The sequence below is a fragment of the Pseudomonas sp. B21-040 genome, assembly GCF_024748695.1.
Taxonomy (GTDB): Bacteria; Pseudomonadota; Gammaproteobacteria; order Pseudomonadales; family Pseudomonadaceae; genus Aquipseudomonas.
The window spans coordinates 2,690,024-2,710,665 of the sequence record NZ_CP087176.1 but is presented as its reverse complement, the minus strand read 5'-3'; the positions used below and the strand labels follow the sequence as shown (position 1 = coordinate 2,710,665).

23 protein-coding genes are annotated in these 20,642 nt (G+C 61.2%); 13 read left to right on the top strand and 10 right to left on the bottom strand.

Translation table 11 applies throughout. From position 1 onward, the window contains the following. Position 1 precedes the first annotated feature (1 nt). Positions 2–388 carry a DUF488 domain-containing protein gene (locus LOY55_RS12455; protein ID WP_109784960.1) on the top strand — a complete coding sequence of 129 codons (387 nt, stop codon included), beginning with the start codon at positions 2–4 and terminating at the stop codon, positions 386–388. Between the two features lie 132 nt (positions 389–520). Here the strand turns inward: LOY55_RS12455 and LOY55_RS12450 are convergent, their stop codons facing one another. Beyond that, positions 521–1,333, bottom strand: coding sequence for a class I SAM-dependent methyltransferase (locus LOY55_RS12450; protein ID WP_223524575.1), 813 nt, complete (start codon positions 1,331–1,333; stop codon positions 521–523). 36 nt (positions 1,334–1,369) lie between these two features. Next, a complete protein-coding gene (locus LOY55_RS12445) occupies positions 1,370–1,639 on the bottom strand; it encodes a DUF4242 domain-containing protein (RefSeq protein ID WP_046027751.1) in 270 nt (89 codons plus the stop codon). A 181-nt stretch (positions 1,640–1,820) separates the two neighbouring features. Between LOY55_RS12445 and LOY55_RS12440 the strand changes: the two genes are divergently transcribed. Beyond that, a complete protein-coding gene (locus LOY55_RS12440) occupies positions 1,821–2,813 on the top strand; it encodes an AraC family transcriptional regulator (RefSeq protein WP_223524572.1) in 993 nt (330 codons plus the stop codon). 9 nt (positions 2,814–2,822) lie between these two features. On the opposite strand, the gene LOY55_RS12435 is transcribed toward LOY55_RS12440, so the two are convergent. From LOY55_RS12435 to LOY55_RS12425, 3 genes are all read right to left on the bottom strand, one after another. Beyond that, positions 2,823–4,031, bottom strand: coding sequence for a cytochrome c biogenesis protein DipZ (locus LOY55_RS12435; RefSeq protein ID WP_109784571.1), 1,209 nt, complete (start codon positions 4,029–4,031; stop codon positions 2,823–2,825). Between the two features lie 168 nt (positions 4,032–4,199). After that, positions 4,200–4,454: a hypothetical protein gene (locus tag LOY55_RS12430; protein ID WP_223524570.1), complete on the bottom strand. Its 255-nt coding sequence runs from the start codon at positions 4,452–4,454 to the stop codon at positions 4,200–4,202. 48 nt (positions 4,455–4,502) lie between these two features. After that, entirely contained in the window at positions 4,503–4,766 is a 264-nt protein-coding gene (locus LOY55_RS12425) for a DUF2790 domain-containing protein (RefSeq protein ID WP_109784569.1), read from the bottom strand. Between the two features lie 307 nt (positions 4,767–5,073). On the opposite strand from LOY55_RS12425, the gene LOY55_RS12420 reads away from it, so the two are divergent. The 5 genes from LOY55_RS12420 to LOY55_RS12400 all read left to right on the top strand — a co-directional run bounded on the left by LOY55_RS12420 (position 5,074) and on the right by LOY55_RS12400 (position 9,387). Next, on the top strand, positions 5,074–5,814 hold the full coding sequence (locus LOY55_RS12420) for a response regulator (protein WP_046027756.1): 741 nt from the start codon (positions 5,074–5,076) through the stop codon (positions 5,812–5,814). Continuing rightward, positions 5,811–7,121 carry an ATP-binding protein gene (locus LOY55_RS12415; protein ID WP_223524567.1) on the top strand — a complete coding sequence of 437 codons (1,311 nt, stop codon included), beginning with the start codon at positions 5,811–5,813 and terminating at the stop codon, positions 7,119–7,121. Before LOY55_RS12420 ends, LOY55_RS12415 begins: the two co-directional genes overlap by 4 nt. 106 nt (positions 7,122–7,227) lie before the next feature. Continuing rightward, positions 7,228–7,860 carry a CDP-alcohol phosphatidyltransferase family protein gene (locus LOY55_RS12410; RefSeq protein WP_223524564.1) on the top strand — a complete coding sequence of 211 codons (633 nt, stop codon included), beginning with the start codon at positions 7,228–7,230 and terminating at the stop codon, positions 7,858–7,860. Next, the gene (locus tag LOY55_RS12405; RefSeq protein WP_109784566.1) at positions 7,847–8,446 is read left to right on the top strand and encodes a 1-acyl-sn-glycerol-3-phosphate acyltransferase; all 600 of its coding nucleotides are present in this window, start codon (positions 7,847–7,849) and stop codon (positions 8,444–8,446) included. Before LOY55_RS12410 ends, LOY55_RS12405 begins: the two co-directional genes overlap by 14 nt. Beyond that, positions 8,443–9,387, top strand: a complete 945-nt coding sequence (locus LOY55_RS12400) for a phosphatidate cytidylyltransferase (RefSeq protein ID WP_046027760.1) — start codon at positions 8,443–8,445, stop codon at positions 9,385–9,387. Before LOY55_RS12405 ends, LOY55_RS12400 begins: the two co-directional genes overlap by 4 nt. 119 nt (positions 9,388–9,506) lie before the next feature. Here LOY55_RS12400 and LOY55_RS12395 read toward each other — a convergent pair whose 3' ends face one another. The 3 genes from LOY55_RS12395 to LOY55_RS12385 all read right to left on the bottom strand — a co-directional run bounded on the left by LOY55_RS12395 (position 9,507) and on the right by LOY55_RS12385 (position 12,561). Continuing rightward, positions 9,507–10,262 carry a DUF2063 domain-containing protein gene (locus LOY55_RS12395; protein ID WP_258668001.1) on the bottom strand — a complete coding sequence of 252 codons (756 nt, stop codon included), beginning with the start codon at positions 10,260–10,262 and terminating at the stop codon, positions 9,507–9,509. After that, positions 10,255–11,094, bottom strand: coding sequence for a DUF692 domain-containing protein (locus LOY55_RS12390; protein ID WP_223524560.1), 840 nt, complete (start codon positions 11,092–11,094; stop codon positions 10,255–10,257). The genes LOY55_RS12395 and LOY55_RS12390 overlap by 8 nt, the downstream gene beginning before the upstream one ends. Positions 11,095–11,238: 144 nt before the next feature. Next, a complete protein-coding gene (locus LOY55_RS12385) occupies positions 11,239–12,561 on the bottom strand; it encodes an acetamidase/formamidase family protein (RefSeq protein ID WP_223524557.1) in 1,323 nt (440 codons plus the stop codon). 418 nt (positions 12,562–12,979) lie between these two features. On the opposite strand from LOY55_RS12385, the gene LOY55_RS12380 reads away from it, so the two are divergent. Together LOY55_RS12380 and LOY55_RS12375 are read left to right on the top strand one after the other, a co-directional pair. Further along, positions 12,980–14,026: a class I SAM-dependent methyltransferase gene (locus tag LOY55_RS12380; protein WP_077430347.1), complete on the top strand. Its 1,047-nt coding sequence runs from the start codon at positions 12,980–12,982 to the stop codon at positions 14,024–14,026. An 88-nt stretch (positions 14,027–14,114) separates the two neighbouring features. Next, the gene (locus tag LOY55_RS12375; RefSeq protein WP_109784561.1) at positions 14,115–14,957 is read left to right on the top strand and encodes an NAD-dependent protein deacetylase; all 843 of its coding nucleotides are present in this window, start codon (positions 14,115–14,117) and stop codon (positions 14,955–14,957) included. 84 nt (positions 14,958–15,041) lie between these two features. Here the strand turns inward: LOY55_RS12375 and LOY55_RS12370 are convergent, their stop codons facing one another. Continuing rightward, a complete protein-coding gene (locus LOY55_RS12370) occupies positions 15,042–15,941 on the bottom strand; it encodes a LysR family transcriptional regulator (RefSeq protein ID WP_223524555.1) in 900 nt (299 codons plus the stop codon). A gap of 150 nt (positions 15,942–16,091) precedes the next feature. Between LOY55_RS12370 and LOY55_RS12365 the strand changes: the two genes are divergently transcribed. From LOY55_RS12365 to LOY55_RS12355, 3 genes are read left to right on the top strand one after another with little or no spacing between them, the layout of a single operon-like run. Further along, positions 16,092–16,790 (top strand): CoA transferase subunit A, encoded by a 699-nt coding sequence (locus tag LOY55_RS12365; protein WP_046027771.1) that lies wholly within the window; start codon positions 16,092–16,094, stop codon positions 16,788–16,790. Positions 16,791–16,826: 36 nt separating this feature from the next. Next, a complete protein-coding gene (locus LOY55_RS12360) occupies positions 16,827–17,492 on the top strand; it encodes a CoA transferase subunit B (RefSeq protein ID WP_046027772.1) in 666 nt (221 codons plus the stop codon). An 11-nt stretch (positions 17,493–17,503) separates the two neighbouring features. After that, a complete protein-coding gene (locus LOY55_RS12355) occupies positions 17,504–18,685 on the top strand; it encodes an acetyl-CoA C-acetyltransferase (protein ID WP_046027774.1) in 1,182 nt (393 codons plus the stop codon). Between the two features lie 264 nt (positions 18,686–18,949). Here the strand turns inward: LOY55_RS12355 and LOY55_RS12350 are convergent, their stop codons facing one another. Further along, on the bottom strand, positions 18,950–19,552 hold the full coding sequence (locus LOY55_RS12350; protein ID WP_077430350.1) for an NADPH-dependent F420 reductase: 603 nt from the start codon (positions 19,550–19,552) through the stop codon (positions 18,950–18,952). Positions 19,553–19,665: 113 nt separating this feature from the next. Here LOY55_RS12350 and LOY55_RS12345 point away from each other — a divergent pair, with 113 nt between their 5' ends. Beyond that, complete coding sequence (locus LOY55_RS12345; RefSeq protein ID WP_046027777.1) at positions 19,666–20,559, top strand: LysR family transcriptional regulator; 894 nt, start codon at positions 19,666–19,668, stop codon at positions 20,557–20,559. The last annotated feature ends 83 nt before the right edge of the window (positions 20,560–20,642 follow it).

Genomic DNA, 20,642 nt, shown 5'->3' with positions numbered 1-20,642 from the left:
CATGGCCATTCATATCGTCCGCCTCGGCTCGCCGCGCTCCCCTGATGAAGGCTTGCGCCTGGGCACCGTGCGCCGTCCACCCCGTGGCGTACCGAAGGCTGAGTTTGCCCGCCGTGATTTTTACGACGTGTGGCAGCCGTTGCTGTCGCCGAGTGCCGAATTGGTGGCTGAAGCCAAAGCGGCCACGGACGACAAGGCCTGGGAGGCCTTCAGACGCAAGTTCAAGGTAGAAATGAACCAACCCGCGCCAAGCCAGTTACTGGACCTGTTGGCCGCCCTCTCCCATCACACTTCGCTGGCCGTGGGTTGTTATTGCGAGGAAGAGGCGCACTGTCACCGCTCGGTGTTGCGCGAACTGCTGGCGGCCCGAGGCGCCAGCATCGTGTAACCTCCAAAGCATACAAAATCCCCTGTCGGAGCTGAGCTTGCTCGCGATGGCGGTGTGTCAGACAGCATAAATATCGATCGATACGCCGCCATCGCGAGCAAGCTCGGCTCCTACAGTTAGATCTACGCCGGGTCAGCGTCTTGTGATGACGGCTTCGAGGTATTCACTCGGCACCACCAGCGACTTCTCCCCCGCCCGGTTCATCCGGTTCAACAGCTCGGTCAGGTCCTGTTCAAAGGCCTCGGCGCCCTCGGGAGGCAGCACGGCGAAGGCTTTATGGATCGGCCCGTACCAGTTGCGGAAGACGTCGATGAAGTGCGCCGGCGAGCGATAGCGGAAATTGAAGGCACGACGCGTCACCTGGACCAGGAAGTCGTGTTCGTCAAAGTGTGAATGCAGCCAGGCCTCGGTGCCCCAGTTGGACGGCGGTTGTGCCCCCAGCGGTGGCGGCAGGTGCTGGCCCAGGGTCTTGAACACCTGGCCGACAAAACCTTCCGGCGTCCAGTTGGCCAGGCCGATCCGGCCACCGGGGCGGCACACTCGCGCCAGTTCTGCGGCCGCTTTGGGTTGGTCCGGCGTAAACATCACGCCGAAGGTCGACAGCACGGCATCGAAGCTCGCGTCCTCGAACGGTAGCGCCTCGGCGTCGGCCACCTGGAAGGTCACTGGCAAACGCTCGGCCCTGGCCCGTTCTTCGCCACGCTCCAGCAACGCGCCGACGTAATCGGTCGAGGTGACAGCGCAGCCTCGGCGTGCGGCGGCGAGTGTTGCATTGCCGTTACCGGCGGCCACGTCCAGCACCCGCTCGTCACAGAGCAGGTCACAGGCTTCGGCAAGTTGTTCACCGACAATCTGCAAAGTGGTCCCGATAACGGTGTAGTCGCCACTGGCCCAAGAGGCCATCTGACGGTTTTTCAGGGCAGTTAGATCAATCGGTGTACTCATGAAGTCTGCTCCGTACGGATGGCAACCGACCGCGGCCTATTCCGCCGTGGTGGGATCGATGATGCTTGCCACTTGGGAAATACGACTGGCCGGGAAACCACTACGGGTCGCGTGTTCTTTGATGAGTGCTTCGCTGGGTGAGATGTACACGCAGTAGAGCTTGTCACCGGTGACGTAACTCTGAAGCCACTGCACCTCTGGCAATTCGCGCAACACGCTGCAGGACTTTAGCGCGGCGGCTTTCAAATCCCGTTCTGACAGTGTTCCAGCGCCCGGGATATCGCGTTCTATGACGAACTTCGGCATGGCAACCTCTCATTCTTGTTATTGATGACAGGGTCGGTAGTGAACCTGTAGGCAAACTATCGCCCCGGCGCACGCCCGCGTCCTGCCCGATCGTCGGCCAACCTTGTCCGATCGTCCGGAGGTTTGGCGCAGCGCGGTGACAGGCTCACAATCAACACCATTCGTACACGGGGAAACCTCCATGGACGCCCTCTCCCAAACCTTGCGTGTCGTGCGCCTGGTCGGCGCGATTTTTATCAATGCCCGGTTCACCGCGCCCTGGTGCTATCAGTCGCCGAGCGCCGACACGGCGGCACCGTTTCTGGAACCCGGTGCCGAGCGCGTGGTGATTTTCCACCTGATCACCGAAGGCGAGTGTTACGTCGAACTCGGTGATGATCCGCCGCTGCAGCTGACGGCTGGCGATGTGGTGGTGTTTCCGCAGGGGCATGCCCATCGCATGAGCTCTAAACCCGGACTGCCGCCCGCCACGGGTGCGCGGCTGGACGTCGTGCTGGCGCGGCGTCCACGGCAATTGAGTTATGGCGGGGGCGGCGCGGTCACGCGGTTGGTGTGCGGCTATCTGGCGTGCGATACGCGATTGGCGGGCATGTTGCTGACGGGCCTGCCGGCGGTGGTCCGGGTCAACGTGCGCGGCTCGAATGCCGGGATCTGGCTGGAGTCTTCAGTGCGTTATGCGCTGGCCGAAGCCCGCTCGCCCAGGCCTGGCGGCGAAGGCGTGCTGGCCAAACTGGCCGAGGTGTTGTTCATCGAAGTGCTGCGCCTGTACATGCAAGAACAGGGCGAAGGGCAAACCGGGTGGCTGGCGGGTGTCGGCGACCGGATTGTCGGCGCCGCGTTGAATGCCCTGCACAAAAAGCCCTGTCACGCCTGGACCGTGGATGAACTGGCGCGCACGGCCGGGACGTCAAGATCGGTATTGGCCGAGCGCTTTCAGCAATTGGTGGGGAGCTCGCCCATGCAGTACCTGACGCAATGGCGGATGTTGCTGGCGGCCAACCTGTTACGCAGCAGTAACAGCTCCTTGATACGCATCGCCGAAGAGGTGGGTTACCAGACCGATACGGCGTTCAGCCGGGCCTTTCGCCGCGAGTTCGGTACGCCACCCGCTGCGTGGCGGCGTAATCAGGAGAAAAAATCAATGGCCCACGGCGCGGAGCCTGTGGGCCATTGATTTGGAGGGTTACGCCGCAGGCGCTTTGGCTTCTTCCAGCAGTTGTTGAATCATCTTCTCCTGCGTCTCGTAGCTGCCTTCACCGAAGTGGGTGTAACGCACCTGACCCTTGGCGTCGATCAGGTAATGCGCCGGCCAGTATTGGTTATCGAATGCACGCCAGATCGTGTAGTTGTTGTCGATCGCCACCGGGTAGGTGATGCCGAGTTTTTTCACCTGATCCTTGACGTTGTCGATGATGCGCTCGAAACCGTATTCCGGGGTGTGCACGCCAATCACTACCAGGCCTTCCTTCTCGTATTTCTTTGCCCAGTCCTTCACATACGGCAGCGTGTGCTGGCAGTTGATGCAGTCGAAGGTCCAGAAATCCACCAGTACCACTTTGCCTTTCAGCGATTCGCGGGTCAGGGCCGGTGAGTTGATCCATTCGACGGCGCCGTTCAGTGAGGGCATCGCGCCTTGGGCGTTGTCCATCGGGTCGGCTTTGACTTTGCTGACAAAGTAATCGACGACCTTCGGCACGTTTTCCAGCACACCTTTCTCCAGGCTGCTGACGCCTTCGGACGATGTACTGGCCAGCAAGGTTTTGTCCGCGCCGGTGGAAATCACCGCGGCGGCAGCCAGCACCGCGACACCGGCACCACGACGCAGCCATCCAGTGACCGGGATCGACGCTTTCAAGCGATTGACCAGGCCGCGACCGGCGAAAATCAATACCCCCAGCGACAACGCACTGCCCAGGCCGTATGCCACCAGCAACAGGCTGGTTTGCGCATTGGCGCCTTGCAGCATGGCGCCGGTGAGGATGACCCCGAGGATCGGCCCGGCGCAGGGTGCCCACAGCAGGCCGGTGGCCACACCGATCATGACCGAACTCAACGGGCCGGAGATTTTGCGCGAATCCGGATCCAGACGGTTGCCCAACGCCACAAACGGACGGGCCAGCCAGTCTCCGACCCGGGCAGAGATCAACGACAAGGCAAACAGCCCCATCACGATCAGGGCCACATGGCGACCGGTGTTGTTGGCCTGCACCACCCACTCGCTGCTGACCACGGCCAGGCTGGAAATCAGGGCGAAGGTCAGGACCATGCCGCCGAGGGTCAGCAGAATGGAGGAACGTGTACGTTTGACCCCGGCGAACAGGAACGGTACGACCGGCAGGATGCAAGGACTGAGGACGGTCAATATGCCGCCCAGGAAAGCGATGAGGAACATGGGATCACCTTTGAAATAAAGAGCGCGGCACACTGAAAATCCCTGTGGGAGCGAGCTTGCTCGCGATGAGGTCAGTACACCCAACATGGATGTCGACTGACACTCAGCCATCGCGAGCAAGCTCGCTCCCACAGTGGGTGGTGGTGGTTGGATAAGTTGTGTCTGGCATCAGGCAGTCTGGCTATCCAGTTGCTGCCCCTGGGGAGTCCGGCTTGCGCCGTTCTCTGCCACCATCTGCCCCTGCGGCGTCCGGCTATAACCGTCCTCGGCCAGAAATGCGGTGGAATCCTTGTGCGCCACTGGCGTCAGCTGGAAGCAGGTGGCGCTGCCACAACTGCTCTGTTCAACAGCGGCATTGGCATGGGCGGCGGCACCGGCGACGGAGAAGGCAATGGCGGTCAGGTAGCGGCTTACGTTGTTCATGAGGGTCTTCCTGTTTCGAAGGGGGTGGGCAATGGGTGATCGCAGCAATCAGTTGTCCGAGTTGCAGTTGTCAGCCACTTTTCGGTAGTCAAGAACCTGGGTTTTGTTCTGCGAATCCAGGTAAGTCAGTTGCGCATCCACCACGCCGCAGACCGGGGTCGCGTCTTGTTTCAGCGACACGACCTTTCTGATGTCCAGGTGAGTGCCGTAGGTGTAGGTTTTGGCGGTAACGTCTGCTTCGGCACGGGCCGACAAGGTGCAGATGTTCAGGGCAGCAAACAGGCAAGCGGCGTAGATGGCTTTAGTGTTCATGGCGGTTTCCTCAAGGCTTCAATGGGTAGGTCGTTCAATTGAGCCGAGGCGGTGTGGTTTGCCTCGTTGGAACCTATTAGAAGCCCGTGAGGTATCTGGTCTGTGTCGAGAACAGACGCGTATAAATCGGTACGTATCAAAGCCGCCCTCTGATACACAGCGATACAAAACCCCTGAAAAACCGTGTTTTTGCGTCTGCGTGTATCCGCCGCCAAGCCAGATACACTGCAATACAAAGCGCGGAAGGCGAGCGGGCCAAGGCTCGATAGACTGGGCAGCATTCCCCTACTGACAGAGGCAAGGCCCCATGGAACACGTCGATCACATTCTCATCGTCGACGATGACCGCGAGATCCGGGAGCTGGTAGGCAACTACCTGAAGAAGAACGGCCTGCGCACCACCGTGGTCGCCGACGGGCGCCAAATGCGCACCTTCCTCGAAACCACGCCGGTGGACCTGATCGTGCTCGACATTATGATGCCCGGCGACGACGGCCTGATGCTCTGCCGTGAATTGCGCGCCGGCAAACACAAGGCCACGCCGGTGTTGATGCTCACCGCGCGCAACGACGAAACCGACCGCATCATCGGCCTGGAAATGGGCGCCGACGATTACCTGGTAAAACCCTTCGCCGCCCGCGAGTTGCTCGCCCGCATCAACGCCGTGCTGCGCCGCACGCGCATGCTGCCGCCGAACCTGGTGGTGACCGAGAGCGGTCGCCTGCTGGCGTTCGGTCGTTGGCGCCTGGACACCTCGGCCCGGCACCTGCTGGACGAAGACGGCACCATGGTGGCGCTGAGCGGTGCCGAATATCGCCTGCTGCGAGTGTTTCTCGATCACCCGCAGCGGGTGCTCAATCGCGATCAACTGCTGAACCTGACCCAGGGCCGCGACGCCGATCTGTTTGACCGCTCCATCGACTTGCTGGTCAGCCGCTTGCGCCAGCGCTTGCTGGACGATGCCCGCGAACCGGCCTACATCAAAACCGTGCGCAGCGAGGGCTATGTGTTTTCGTTGGCGGTGGAAGTACTCGGGGCGCCCTCATGAACGTCACGATTCGTTGGCCGCGCACCCTCGCCTCACGCCTGTCGTTGATCTTCCTGATTGGCTTGATCCTGGCGCAAGCGCTGTCCTTCGGCGCGCAGTACTACGAGCGTTACGAAACCGCGAAAAACACCATGCTCGGCAACCTGGAGACCGATGTCTCGACGTCCATCGCCATCCTCGACCGCTTGCCCGCCGCGGAACGGGCAAGCTGGTTGCAACAACTGGAGCGGCGCAATTACCGCTATTTGCTGGACGAAGGTTCGCCGGGCACGGCCATGAGTGACACGCCGATTGCGGTGACCTCGATCAAGGACGCCATCGGCAAGGACTACCCAATGACCGTGACCGACATTCCCGGCCCGATCAAACACTTCCAGGTTCATCTGAAACTGGCCGATGGCAGCCCGGTTACCATCGACGTGCGCCCATCGATGGTGCCGCTGTCGCCGTGGCTGCCGTTCGTCCTGCTCGGCCAATTGGCGTTGATGATTGCCTGCACCTGGCTGGCCGTCAGAATCGCCATCCGCCCCCTCACGCGCCTCGCGCAAGCCGTGGACACCCTGGACCCGAACGCCCACCCCGTGCACCTGGACGAAAAAGGCCCGACCGAAGTTGCCCACGCCGCGAAGGCGTTCAATGCCATGCAGGCGCGCATCGCCGCGTACCTCAAAGAACGCATGCAACTGCTGGCGGCCATTTCCCACGACCTGCAAACCCCGATCACCCGCATGAAACTGCGCGCCGAATTCATGGACGACTCCAGCGAGAAAGACAAACTGTGGAACGACCTCGGCGAGATGGAGCATCTGGTACGCGAAGGCGTGGCGTATGCCCGCAGCGTCCATGGTGCTACCGAAGAAAGCCGGCGCACCGACCTGGACTCGTTCCTCGACAGCCTGGTGTTCGACTATCAGGACATGGGCAAAGACGTATCGCTGGAAGGCAAAAGTGCCACGGTGATCGACACCCGTCCCCATGCGTTACGTCGAGTGTTGGTGAACCTCACCGACAACGCGCTGAAGTTCGCCGGAGCCGCCGAACTCTGGGTTGAAAGCAAAAACGGCAACCTGTCGGTGAAAGTCATGGATCGCGGGCCGGGCATCTCCGAGGAAGAACTGGCGCACGTGATGGAACCGTTCTACCGCGTCGAAAACTCGCGTAACCGCAGCACCGGCGGGACCGGGCTGGGCCTGGCGATTGCGCAGCAATTGGCGATCGCCATCGGTGGCTCGTTGACGCTGAGCAATCGCGAGGGGGGTGGGTTGTGTGCGGAGCTGAAATTGCCGGTTCGACCTGTCAGTCAGTAAATAAACGCAAGGGCCAGGGAAAGCCTTTATATTGTCGGACGCTGCCGGTCGGCTCGTCCCTGCGGCGCAACTGGCAACGCCTCATCACTAATATGGACATTGGCAAATGGATGACAACAGAAGGCCCATCAAGACGCGCTCGGCGGGTTGGGCGAAACGTATCACCGACCGGCTGGTGAAACGCGACATTTCCCCCAATCAGATTTCCGTCGCCAGCATCGCCTTCGCACTCGCCGGGGCGCTGGCGCTAAATATTGATAACGGCCTCATTGGCTCACTCCTCTGCGCCGTCGGCATTCAACTGCGCCTGCTGTGCAATCTGTTCGACGGCATGGTGGCCATCGAAGGTGGCAAGCAGTCCGACATCGGCAGCCTCTACAACGAATTCCCCGACCGTATTGCCGACAGCCTGCTGATCATCGGGCTCGGGTATGCCATCGGGCACGCCGACCTCGGATGGTTCGCGGCGTTGGCCGCGGCGCTGACGGCTTATGTTCGCGTCTTTGGCGGTTCGCTGGGCCTCAAGCAGACGTTCATGGGCCCCATGGCCAAGCAGCATCGAATGGCGGTGATGACCGCCGGGCTGTTGCTCAATGCAGTCGAAACAACGGTGTATGGCACTCACTACGTGCTGTTGATCGCGCTGCTGATCATTGCTGTCGGATCCGCCGCAACCTGCGTCACGCGAACCTTGGCCATTTCGCGTCAGCTAAAGGGGAATCTCCATGTGGATCAGTAATGCGCTGATTTCCGTACTGCGTTTCCTGATCGGTGTTACGGCCCGCTGGGAAAGCCCGCCGGACCTGACCCGCCAGCGTATCTATTTTGCCAATCACACCAGCCACATGGACACGCTGGCAATTATTGCCGCCCTGCCCCCTGAAGCCCGGGTCAATGTGAAACCGGTGGCCGCCGCCGACTACTGGGGCAAGAACCGTTTCCTGCGCTACATCTCGCAGAAAGGCTTGAATGCCGTGTTGATTGAGCGCAACCCGACACCCGGCACCAACGTGCTTGAGCCTATTTTCGATGTGGTGCGGTCCGGACATTCGATCATCATCTTTCCGGAAGGCACGCGTTCCAGCCAGGCATTACCGGGAGAGTTCAAATCCGGCCTGTACCGGCTCGCCGAGGCGTTCCCCGAGGTTGATCTGGTGCCCATCTACCTGGAAAACCTGCACCGCTCCATGCCCAAAGGCAAACACGTGCCGTTGCCCATCATCTGCACGATCCGTATCGGCGACCCGATGCAACGGGTTGCCGATGAGGAAAAACAGGTGTTTCTGCAACGGGCGCGTGACGCCATCGTGAGGTTGTCGGCATGACGCTTGAACAAAAATTCTTGTGGTTCTTTGGCGCCATCGCCTGCTTGCTGGCGGTGGCTTCGATCATCGGCCACGTGCTGGCCAAGCGGGCGAAAACCGAGGGCTCGATCTCGACCATCGAAAACCTCAATCAGCGAGTGAATGCCTGGTGGGGGATGGTGATCATATTCTTCGTCTCCTACCTGCTGGGCGGGAATGCGACGGTCATCCTGTTCGGCTTCATCTCACTGTTTGCGCTCAGGGAGTTCATTACCCTGACGCCGACACGCCCCGGCGACCATAACGCACTGTTTTCAGCGTTTTTCATTTTGATCCCGCTGCAATACGTGCTGATCGGTACGCACTGGTATTCGCTGTTCACACTGCTGATTCCGGTGTACGCCTTCCTGCTGCTGCCGGCGATTGCAGTGCTGAGTCAGGACACCGACAGCTTTCTGGAGCGTGCCGCCAAGATCCAGTGGGGGGTGATGATTTGCATCTACTGCATCAGCCACGCGCCGGCCCTGTTGCTGCTGGATCTGGAAGGCTTCAAAGGACAGAACGCATTGCTGCTGTTCTATCTCGTGTTTGTCGTTCAGTTGAGTGACGTGTTGCAGTACGTGTTCGGCAAGCTCTTTGGCAAACACAAGGTCGCGCCGCTGGTGAGTCCATCGAAAACCGTGGAAGGACTGGTGGGTGGCGGCTTATCGGCAACGCTGATCGGTGGCTGCATGTTCTGGATGACGCCTTTCAGTTTCTGGCAGTCGCTGCTGATGTCGTTGGTGATTGTGGTGATGGGGTTTCTGGGTGGGCTGGTCATGTCGGCGATCAAACGCAGCCTCAGTGCAAAAGACTGGGGGACCATGATCAAAGGACATGGCGGCATGCTGGACCGGATGGATTCGATCTGCTTTGCGGCGCCGATCTTCTTTCACCTGACGCGGTATTTTTTCTCCGCGTAACCCGCACCACCGATGATCGTTCCCACGCTCCGCGTGGGAATGCAGCCCTGGACGCTCCGCGTCCCTGAAGCCGACGCGGAGCGTCCGGTGAGACTTTCCCACGCAGAGCGTGGGAACGATCATGCCAGTCCCAAAACGCCTTCGCCGTGCATCTGGCGCAACAACGCTGCACCACTGGCCATAAACTCCGCCGACCCGGTTGCTCCGGCCTCCAGCGCCAGCCCTTCCAACTGAGCACGCCCCTCCAGTTCAGGAAACTGCTCGATCCGCTGCAACAACCGCCACGCCAACGGGCTCAGCTCCGAAAACTTCACGCTCCAGTCCTCGGCCCGGCGCACCAGCAGCAACGTCGGCTGAGCCGGTGGCGTTTCTGGCTGGTAGTCCGGCCCCACCCACTGCACCGGCCAGGCATACGCCAGCGGCCAGGCCAGCGCCGAGACCTGCAACGGTCGATCCTGCAACTGCCCGGCATCGCTTGCCGGCAAGGGCTCGGCATCAGACTGCTGCAATGCCATCTCGACCCACTCGTAATGCGCCAGTTCGACCATGAACGGCGGCCATGCGCCCTCGTTCAATGCTGGCGGTTGAGCCGCAATGAACTCGACAAACTCCTGGGCGATCTCGCCGAATTTCGGCGTACGCGCGCGGTAGTCCCGCAGGAAGATCCGTACCAGTGCGCGCCACTGCTCATCACCAAGAATCTTGATCAGCACTGGAAATGTCCCGCTGAGCAACGTCGACAGGTTGGCGAAAATCAGGTCGCGATACACCTGGGCTCGTGCGGCATTCATTTCGCCGGGTGGTGCGCAGTGATCAGGATTGCGCAAGTAGCGGCCCAGGTGGGTTTGTTGTTCGAACAGGCTCGGCTTATCCATGGTGAATCCCCTCGGTTTGCAATCGGCGAATGCTCTGCAACTCCGCGACCAACTCAGAGAATGCCGGGAAGTTGAAATCCCGCTCCAGCAGTGTCGGTTGCGCGCCGAATCGGCCATAGGCCTGCGCCAGCAACGACCAGACCGCCGGTTTCACCGAGGCTCCGTGGGTGTCGATTTTCAAAGTGTCGGACTCATCGAAGTGCCCGGCCACGTGCATGGCCACCACCCGGCCTGAATCGATGCCGGCCAGAAACAACTGCGGATCAAATCCGTGATTGATCGAGTTGACGTACACGTTGTTGACGTCCAGCAGCAGGTCGCAATCGGCCTCGCGCAACACCGCGTTGGTGAATGCCACTTCGTCCATGTCCTGCTGTGGCGCGGCGTAGTAGGAAACGTTTTCCACCGCCAGGCGCCGGCCAAGAATGTCCTGAGCCTGGCGAATCCGCGCCGCCACGTGATGCACGGCTTCTTCGGTAAAGGGCAGCGGCAGCAAGTCGTAAAGGTGACCGTCATCGCTGCAATAGCTCAGGTGTTCGCTGTACAGCGGCACGTTGTATTGATCGAGGAACACCCGCACTTCCTGCAGGAACCCGACATCCAGTGGCGCCGGGCCACCCAATGACAGGGACAAGCCGTGACAAGACAACGGAAATCGCTCGGCCAGGGTGCGAAATGCATGGCCATGGGCACCGCCGATGCCAATCCAGTTTTCCGGCGCGACTTCCAGGAAGTCGAAATCACCGGTACGGGCGGCTTGAAGGTCTTTCATCAGGCCGCGACGCAGGCCGAGCCCGACGGTGGCCCTGGTTGATGTGGATGAGGTCTGCATGGTGTCGATCTCAATGATTGCCGAAACGGAATCACAGTTAATCGAAGCGCTGTATCGGGGCTGTGTTCGGTTGCGGCAGAAAATCGGGTGGGATGTATCAGCGACGGGTCTGTACACACTTGGGTACAGACCCGTTGTTGGGCGTTATGCCAGGTCGTATTTTTCACGCACCAAGTGGCCGATGCCGATGCGATCCAGCACGGTCATCGGGCACAGGAAGGTCACGCGCACGGTGCCGGGCAAGCGGCTAATGTCGATCGAGCCGGTAATGGTCGCGCGGTTAAGCACTTCGTCATACGGCAGGCCGGTGACCGAAGCGGCGCGCTTCAGACCGTTTTCGACCGCGACGTTGAGGTTCTCGCCGCTGCCGATGAACGTGATCGGGCCACTCTGTTCGATCTCGTGCTGCCCCCAGCGTTCGCCCAGTTCGCGGACTTTCTGCCGCTGTTCGGCTGTCATCGGGCGCGCCATGGGCGGCAGGTCGTCAAGGTTTTGCAGGAGAATCGGCCCTTCCAGCGTCAGGTGCTTGATCACTTCCACCTGCACTTCGGTTTCCCCGGAGCAATCGGTGGCATGCCCGGCGATCTCGCCGTTGCCCTGCTGGGCATGCATGTCGCCCATGTACACGCCGGCGCCCGGCACTTTCACCGGACAGATCAGCACGCAGCCTTCGCGGATCGAATTGGTGTCCATGTGGCCGTCGGTCTTCGCCGCGTGCAGTTCTTCGCGGGTCATGCCGAAACGGTGTGGCGCGTTGATCAGGTACTGGCCGAAATCGGCGCAGTTGTGCGAGTCCGGCAAGTCACGGGACGGCGTGGTGCCAATATTGCCGAGGAACGGGCGCATGTGCGCGGCGACGCCGGGGATGTCGGCGCGGGCCAGCGACAGGATCGAGTGCTGGGCGGCGAATTCCGGCAGTGCCGACATCTCGGAGGCGTTGCCGGCCAGTCGATTGGCAACGTCCTGATTGACGGTCAGGCTGACCTGATTTTGCGCATCAAACACGATCACGTAACCGTGGCTGAAACGAAACGCGCTGACTTCGGCGCCGCAGTTGTTGCAACGAATCGAGTCTTCACCGATGCCTTCGACGTGGCTGGCCGGGTGATCGGTGCCGCACCTGGAGCAGAATTTGGAGACGAACGGATCGCCGTTGTAGCGCCCCTCGACAAAACTCATGACCCCGGACGACGTCGCCAGCGACGTCACGCGCATGCTTTTGATCTTGATGGCCACCGCATCGCCGACTTCCGCGCCAGCGATGGCCACCGGTTGCGTCACTTCGTGGCCCCCCTCGAAGGCCGGCGTAATCATCGGCCCCCAGCAGCCCGGCGGGGTGCCGGTGATCAGCGTACCGCCGTCGGCCAGCGGCCCGAGCATGGGCTGGCTTGGGCCGATGATGCCTTGGGTGTAATGGTCGACGCGCAAGCGGTCGACAGGCTTGGATTCAGACAGGAGCGTTGTCATTGGGGGTTCCCATAACGGAGTCAGAAGCGAAGACGGCCGCCTGTTGCGACGACCATGAAAAGTGCCCAGGCAGATCCGGGTTTCAGGCGCTGGACGGTCTTCACAGTTCATCGCAAGTTTGTATCCGGGCTGTGTTCGGCAATGGTCGGGAATGAAGTGGAATGTATCGGGACAGCGGTTAGATACAGTGCGATACACAGCACCAATCCCCCAAGGCACCGCCGCTCCCACAAGGGTTCGGTGTCAGGCTGGGAAATGGGGCTTTCGTCGCTGCAGACCACGACGCTCGAGGCCCGGACTAAACTTAATGCACCCAGGACGCGCTTGGCGTCCTGTTCATTCCAACGACCACTGTCCAGGGGCAAATGCCTCGAAAAACAGGCCTCCGGACCGTGATCCTGCTGAAGGAGCACACGTGATGGACGAGGCCAGACTCAATGATTTCATGGGCAAACTGGTAAATGACATGGGCGGCGCGGCGATGCTCGCCAACGTCATCCTCGGCGAGGAACTTGGCCTGTATCGGGCGATGGCCGACAGCCAGCCCATCAGCCCTGAAACACTCGCCGGGAAAACCGGCTGCAACCCCCGACTGGTGCGCGAATGGCTCAGCGCCCACGCAGCCTCCGGCTACATGGAACACCGCGACGGCCAGTTCCGCCTGCCCGAAGAACAGGCCCTGGCGTTGGCCAACGAAGATTCGCCGGTGTATGTGGCCGGCGGTATCGGCGTGGTCGCCTCGTTTTTCCATGACAAGGACAAACTGGTCAAGGCCATGCGCGGCGATGGCGGCCTGCCTTGGGGCGATCACCACCCGTGCATGTTCAGCGGCACCGAGCGGTTTTTCCGGCCCGGCTACAAGGCGCACCTGATCAGCGAATGGTTGCCGGCCCTTGAGGGCGTGGTGGCGAAACTGGAGGCTGGGGCGAAAGTCGCGGACATCGGCTGTGGCCATGGCGCCTCGACAGTGATCATGGCCCAGGCGTTTCCGGATTCGCGGTTTGTCGGTTTCGACTATCACGCACCCTCCGTCACCGTCGCCACCCAGCGTGCCGAAGAAGGCGGCGTGGCCGGACGCGCCCGGTTTTTCCAGGGTACGGCCAAGAGTTATCCCGGCGACGACTATGACCTGGTCTGCTACTTCGACTGCCTGCACGACATGGGCGACCCGGTGGGCGCGGCCAAACATGCCTATGAATCGTTGAAACCGGACGGCACGGTGTTGCTGGTCGAGCCGTTCGCCAATGACTCCCTCGACGACAACATCACACCCGTGGGACGCCTGTTCTACGCCGCTTCGACCTTTATCTGCACGCCCAATTCGCTGTCCCAGGAAGTCGGCCTCGGGCTCGGCGCCCAGGCCGGTGAAGCGCGCTTGCGCAAGGTCTTCACCGAGGCCGGGTTCAAGACGTTCCGGCGGGCGACGGAAACACCGTTCAACCTGATTCTGGAGGCGCGTAAATAGCCGTCGATCCGCACCCGGACAGACGAGCTGTCCGGGTGCCCGGTCTGCTACGCTGCAAGCACTCATGGCTCTCTCCGGAGTGTTGAACATGCTCGACAGATTCCTGCGCGAACAACTCGAACAGCTTCGCCAAATGATGGCCGAGCAGCCGTTCGTGGTCCTGACTGGCGCCGGCATCAGCACCCCGTCGGGCATTCCGGACTACCGCGATAACCAGGGCGTGCGACGCGGCCGGCAACCGATGATGTATCAGGAGTTTCTCTCGGCCCCGCAATCGCGTCGACGCTACTGGGCCCGGGCGATGCTCGGTTGGCCGCGCGTACGCCTGGCGCAGCCAAATGTGGCGCACGAGGCGTTGGCCAGTTTGCAAAGCGCGCAGCACATCAGTGGGCTGATCACGCAGAACGTCGACACCTTGCACGACCAGGCCGGCAGTCACGATGTGATTGAGCTGCATGGCAGCCTGCACCGGGTGCTGTGCCTGGATTGTGGCGAACGTAGCGAACGCGATTCCATTCAACGGTTGATGGAGGCGCAGAACCCCTACCTGGCGGGTGTCGATGCGGTACTAGCGCCGGATGGCGACACTTTGCTGGACGCCGCGTTTGAGGCTCGGTTTCAAGTACCGCACTGCCCGCATTGCGCAGGCGAGCGAATGAAACCGGATGTGGTGTTTTTTGGCGAGAACGTGGCGCAGGCGACGGCGGCCAAGGCCATGGCGGCGGTTGAAAAGGCAGCGGGGTTGTTGGTGGTCGGGTCGTCGTTGATGGCGTATTCGGCATTTCGGTTGTGTCGGGCGGTGGCGGATCAAGGCAAACCGTTGATTGCGATGAACCTGGGGAAGACTCGGGCAGATGACATTCTGGATCTGAAAATTGAAGGGTCCTGCGAGAAACTCCTGCCCCTGCTGGCCCAAAAACTGTCCACCTGACGAAACCCATACTGATCGATCCCACGCTCTGCGTGGGAACGATCTTCATCACTGAAGCCCCCCACTCCTACAAGGGGATTGTGATCAGTGCAGGGAGATTTGTTGGCCGAGTCCTTCTTTGAGGATATCGAACAACGCCTGCGCCGCCGCCGACAGTTCTACCCCTGGCTTGGTCAGCACGCCAATCGCCCGTTCCACCACCGGATCACGCAAGGTAATGCAGTGTGCGCCGAGCTCTTGCATCTGCCCGGCGCACAACGCCGGTACCGCGCTTACGCCCAAGCCGCTGGCGACCATCCGCCCGACGGTCGCCAACTGATGACTTTCAAACTCCACCGGCAATTTCATGCCCCGCGCCTGCAAATGTTCTTCCAGCATCACCCGCACCGTAGAGGGTCGCTGCAAGGTGATGAACGGCTCCTTGAGCAGCGTTTGCCAGTCGATGGCATCGAGCTCGACCAGCGGCGAGTCCTTGGGCACGATGGCCACGAAGCGGTCCATGTACAACGGCGTGAACGCCAGCGACGAACTCTGCGTCGGCTCAAACGCCACGCCCAGCTCCACTTGGCGGTCGCGGACCATTTCCAGCACCTGCTCGTTGATCACGTCATTGACCGTGACGTTGACCTTCGGATAACGCGCACGGAACGTCTTGAGAATCGGCGGCAGCAGGTTGCCGGCAAACGACGGCATGGCCGCCAGCGTCACGCGGCCACGCTGCAGGGTAAAGCGCTGGCGCAGCTCATCCTCGGCGTTGTCCCAGTCAGCAATCAACCGGCGAGCCAGTGGCACCAGCGACTCGCCCTCGGCGGTCAGCGCCACGTTGCGCGTGTTGCGGGTGAACAGGCGCCCGCCCAGCCCGTCTTCCAGCGCCTTGATCGTCAGGCTCAACGCCGATTGCGACAGGTGCAAGCGCTCGCACGCCACGGCAAAACTCAGACTCTGGGCCACAGCCAGGAAGGCGCGGATCTGCTTGACTGTCATGACCGGTGGCTCCAACGTATTACGGGCGATTGATTAGTGAGTTTTATCTATCAATCAACCTTAAAAATCAACTTAACAAATGAATGCAGTGACGCGACACTTCATCGCATACGGCTAGCCAGCCGCCCACAAAGAATAAAAGAGGTGCATATGGCAGGTTTCGACAAGCGCGTGAGTTCCTACGAGGAAGCCATGGCCGGTCTTGAAGACGGCATGACCGTGATCGCTGGCGGCTTCGGCCTGTGCGGGATCCCGGAAAACCTGATCAACGAGATCAAGCGCAAAGGCACTCGCGACCTCACGGTGGTTTCCAACAACTGCGGCGTGGACGGTTTCGGCCTCGGCGTGCTGCTGGAAGACCGGCAGATCAGCAAAGTTGTGGCCTCGTACGTGGGCGAGAACAAGATGTTCGAAGAGCAGCTGCTCAGCGGCGCCATCGAAGTGGTCCTGACCCCGCAAGGCACCCTCGCCGAAAAAATGCGCGCTGGCGGCGCCGGCATCCCGGCCTTCTTCACCGCCACTGGCGTCGGCACTCCGGTCGCTGATGGCAAGGAAGTGCGCGAATTCCATGGCCGCCAGTACCTGATGGAAGAATCCATCACCGGCGACTTCGCCATCGTCAAAGGCTGGAAAGCCGACCATTTCGGTAACGTGATCTATCGCCACACCGCCCAGAACTTCAACCCGCTGGCCGCCACCGCCGGCAAGATCACCGTGGTTGAAGTCGAAGAAATCGTTGAACCCGGCGAGCTGGACCCGGCGCAGATCCACACCCCAGGCATCTACGTCGACCGGGTCATTTGCGGCACGTTCGAGAAGCGCATCGAACAGCGCACCGTGCGTAAGTGATCCCCTGCCCCCGGACCGAATGAAGGAATAACGACAATGGCACTTTCCCGCGAACAAATGGCTCAACGCGTCGCCCGCGAAATGCAGGACGGCTTTTACGTGAACCTGGGCATCGGCATCCCGACCTTGGTTGCCAACTACATCCCCGAAGGCATGGAAGTCATGCTGCAGTCGGAAAACGGCCTGCTCGGCATGGGTCCTTTTCCTACTGAAGAAACCATCGATGCCGACATGATCAACGCCGGCAAACAAACCGTGACCGCACGTACCGGCGCTTCGATCTTTTCGTCGGCCGAGTCCTTCGCAATGATCCGCGGTGGCCATGTCGACCTGACCGTGCTGGGCGCCTTTGAAGTAGACGTACAAGGCAACATTGCCTCGTGGATGATCCCGGGCAAGCTGGTCAAGGGCATGGGCGGCGCCATGGACCTGGTCGCCGGCGCAGACAACATCATCGTCATCATGACCCACGCGTCCAAGGACGGTGAGTCCAAGCTGCTGGACCATTGCAGCCTGCCGCTGACCGGCGCCGGTTGCATCAAGCGCGTGCTGACTGACCTGGCGTATCTGGAAATCGAAAACGGCGCGTTCATTCTCAAAGAACGTGCGCCGGGCGTCAGCGTCGAGGAGATCGTTGCCAAGACGGCGGGTAAACTGATTGTTCCCGATCACGTCCCGGAAATGCAGTTCGCTGCCCAGTGAGGAATCCTTCCATGCAAGACGTCGTAATTGTTGCCGCCACCCGCACTGCCATCGGCAGCTTCCAGGGTTCCCTGGCGGGCGTGTCCGCGGTTGACCTCGGTGCGGCGGTGATCCGTCAGTTGCTGGCGCAAACCGGCCTGAACCCGGCGGAAGTCGATGAAGTAATCATGGGCCAGGTCCTGACCGCTGGTGCCGGGCAAAACCCTGCGCGCCAGTCCGCGATCAAGGCCGGCCTGCCGTTCACCGTACCGGCCATGACCCTGAACAAGGTCTGCGGCTCGGGCCTCAAGGCCTTGCACCTGGCGACCCAGGCGATTCGCTGCGGCGATGCCGAGGTGATCATTGCCGGCGGCCAGGAAAACATGAGCCTGTCCAACTACGTGATGCCGGGCGCTCGCACTGGCTTGCGCATGGGTCACGCGCAAATCGTCGACACCATGATCAGCGACGGCTTGTGGGATGCGTTCAACGATTACCACATGGGCATCACTGCCGAAAACCTGGCTGAAAAGTACAACCTGACCCGCGAGCAGCAGGACGCTTTTGCCGCCGCCTCCCAGCAAAAAGCCACGGCAGCCATTGAAGCCGGGCGTTTTGCCGATGAGATCACGCCGATCCTGATTCCTCAGCGCAAGGGCGACCCGCTGTCCTTTGCCACCGACGAGCAGCCACGCGCCGGTACCACCGCTGAAGCGCTGGGCAAGCTGAAAGCAGCGTTCAAAAAGGACGGTTCGGTGACGGCTGGCAACGCTTCGTCGCTGAACGACGGTGCTGCTGCCGTGATCCTGATGAGCGCCGACAAAGCCAAGGCCCTTGGCCTGCCGGTGCTGGCGAAAATCGCCGCTTATGCCAACGCTGGCGTAGACCCGGCGATCATGGGCATCGGCCCGGTGTCCGCCACCCGTCGTTGCCTGAGCAAGGCCGGCTGGTCCATCGACCAACTGGACCTGATCGAAGCCAACGAAGCGTTCGCCGCTCAATCGCTGGCAGTGGCCAAGGACCTGGAATGGGACTTGAACAAAGTCAACGTCAACGGCGGCGCCATCGCATTGGGTCATCCGATCGGTGCATCGGGCTGCCGCGTGCTGGTGACCTTGCTGCATGAAATGATCAAGCGTGACGCCAAGAAAGGCCTCGCCACCTTGTGCATCGGCGGTGGTCAGGGCGTGGCCTTGGCAATCGAACGAGCGTAAAGCGTTCAACAGACTGCGCGGGGACCCACGAAGATCCGTCGCAGTCTGGTAACACCCCCGGTGCGATTCACCTCGCACCGGGTTCTACCGCATACCTTGTAGCAGCTGGCACATAACCTTGTGTAGCAGCTGGCGAAGCCTGCGTCCGGCTGCGAAGCAGTCGTAAAGTCAGGCAATGCGGTGCATCAGGAAGACCGAGTGTTCGGGTTTTACGACTGCTTCGCAGCCGGACGCAGGCTACGCCAGCTGCTACAGATCGTGCGCTCAGGCGAATTTCACCAGGTTCAGTGCTGGCAACGGCCCGCCTGGAAACTGCACCAGCCGCGCACCGATGCTCAACGCCCCGAGATCGATGCCGAAGAATCCCAACCGATCGATCAGCGCCGCCACCCGGGCTTTGGCCTCGACATCATCCCCCGACATGAACAGCACTCTGCGACCACCCTCCGCGCCTGGGTCGCTTTCAAGCAACCGCGCCTGAAGGTGATTGAACGCCTTCACCACCCGCGCCCCCGGTACCCATTCGGCAAACACTTCGCTGGACATGCGTCCGTGCAAGTCCACAGCCTTGAACGATGGCGCCTCAATCGAGTTGTTGGCATCGATCACGATCCGCCCGCCGAAATCCGACAGCCCCGCCAACGCCGCTGGCAATTTCGACCAGTTCACCGCCACCAGTACGATGGGTTGGGCGGCGGCTTCTTCACGGGTGCCGGCACGCGCCGTCGGCCCCAGCTCTGCCACCAGTGACGCGAGGGTTTGCGGCCCGCGACTGTTGGCGATAACTACTTCAATGCCTTTGCGCGACAGGGCTCTGGCAAATGCTGCGCCGATGGCCCCAGCGCCAATGATTCCGATAGTGCTCATGGTGTATTCCTCTCAAGTGATTAACGGTGGGATGAATACTGCCCTTGCCATTAGCGCGTGATTAGCCGGTAATGCCTTGAATCATCTTCAAGCATTGCTATCAGGCAACCGACATGGAAACCCTTGCCAACCTCGAGTGCTTTGCCCGCAGCGCCGAAACCGGCAGTTTTTCGGCAGCCGCGCGATTGCTGGCCCTGACACCGGCAGCCGTCAGCCGCAACGTGGCGATGCTTGAACGCAACCTCGGTGTGCGGCTGTTCCAACGCTCGACCCGCAAGCTCTCACTGACCGAGGCCGGCGAGCGTTTTCTGGCGAGCATCGGCGGCAATCTTGAGGCGTTGCAGGCGGCAATCAGCGCGGTGAACAGTGATCGGGGTGAGCCCGCCGGGGTGCTTAAAGTCAGCCTCGCACCGACCTTTGGCATCGGTCATATCTTGCCGCTGTTGCCAGCATTCCTTGAGCAATACCCATTGATCCGACCGGAATGGCACTTCGAAAACCGCCCCGTGGATCTGATTGCCGAAGGCTATGACGCGGCCATCGGTGGCGGCTTCGAATTGACGCCCGGTGTGGTGTCGCGGACGTTGGCGTCGGCGCACGTGGTGGCGGTTGCTTCCCCGGCCTATCTGGCCGTGCACCCGGAGCCCGCGCATCCGGCGGACTTGTCCAGGCACAGCGGCATCGTGATGCGCGGCAGCCGCACCGGGCGGATTCGTCATTGGGTGATGCAGGACGGTGCGGGCCGTGAAGCGTCGGCGGATCTGAGTGAAAACATCGTGCTCAATGACCCGGCGGCCATGCGCGAAGCCGCGATACTCGGTCTGGGTGTGACGCTGCTGGTGTTGCCGGACGTGATCGCCAACCTCCAGCGCGGCGAACTGGTGCGCTTGCTGCCCCACTGGCACGCGGACGCGGGGCCGATTTCGCTGTATTACCCGAGCCGAACGCTGATGCCGGCCAAGACCCGAGTGTTTATTGATTTTGTGGTAGGCGCATTCCAGAAATAATCCACGCTGATCATTCCCACGCTCTGCGTGGGAATGCAGCCCGGGACGCTCCGCGTCCCATCCAGAGCCGAACGCGGAGCGTC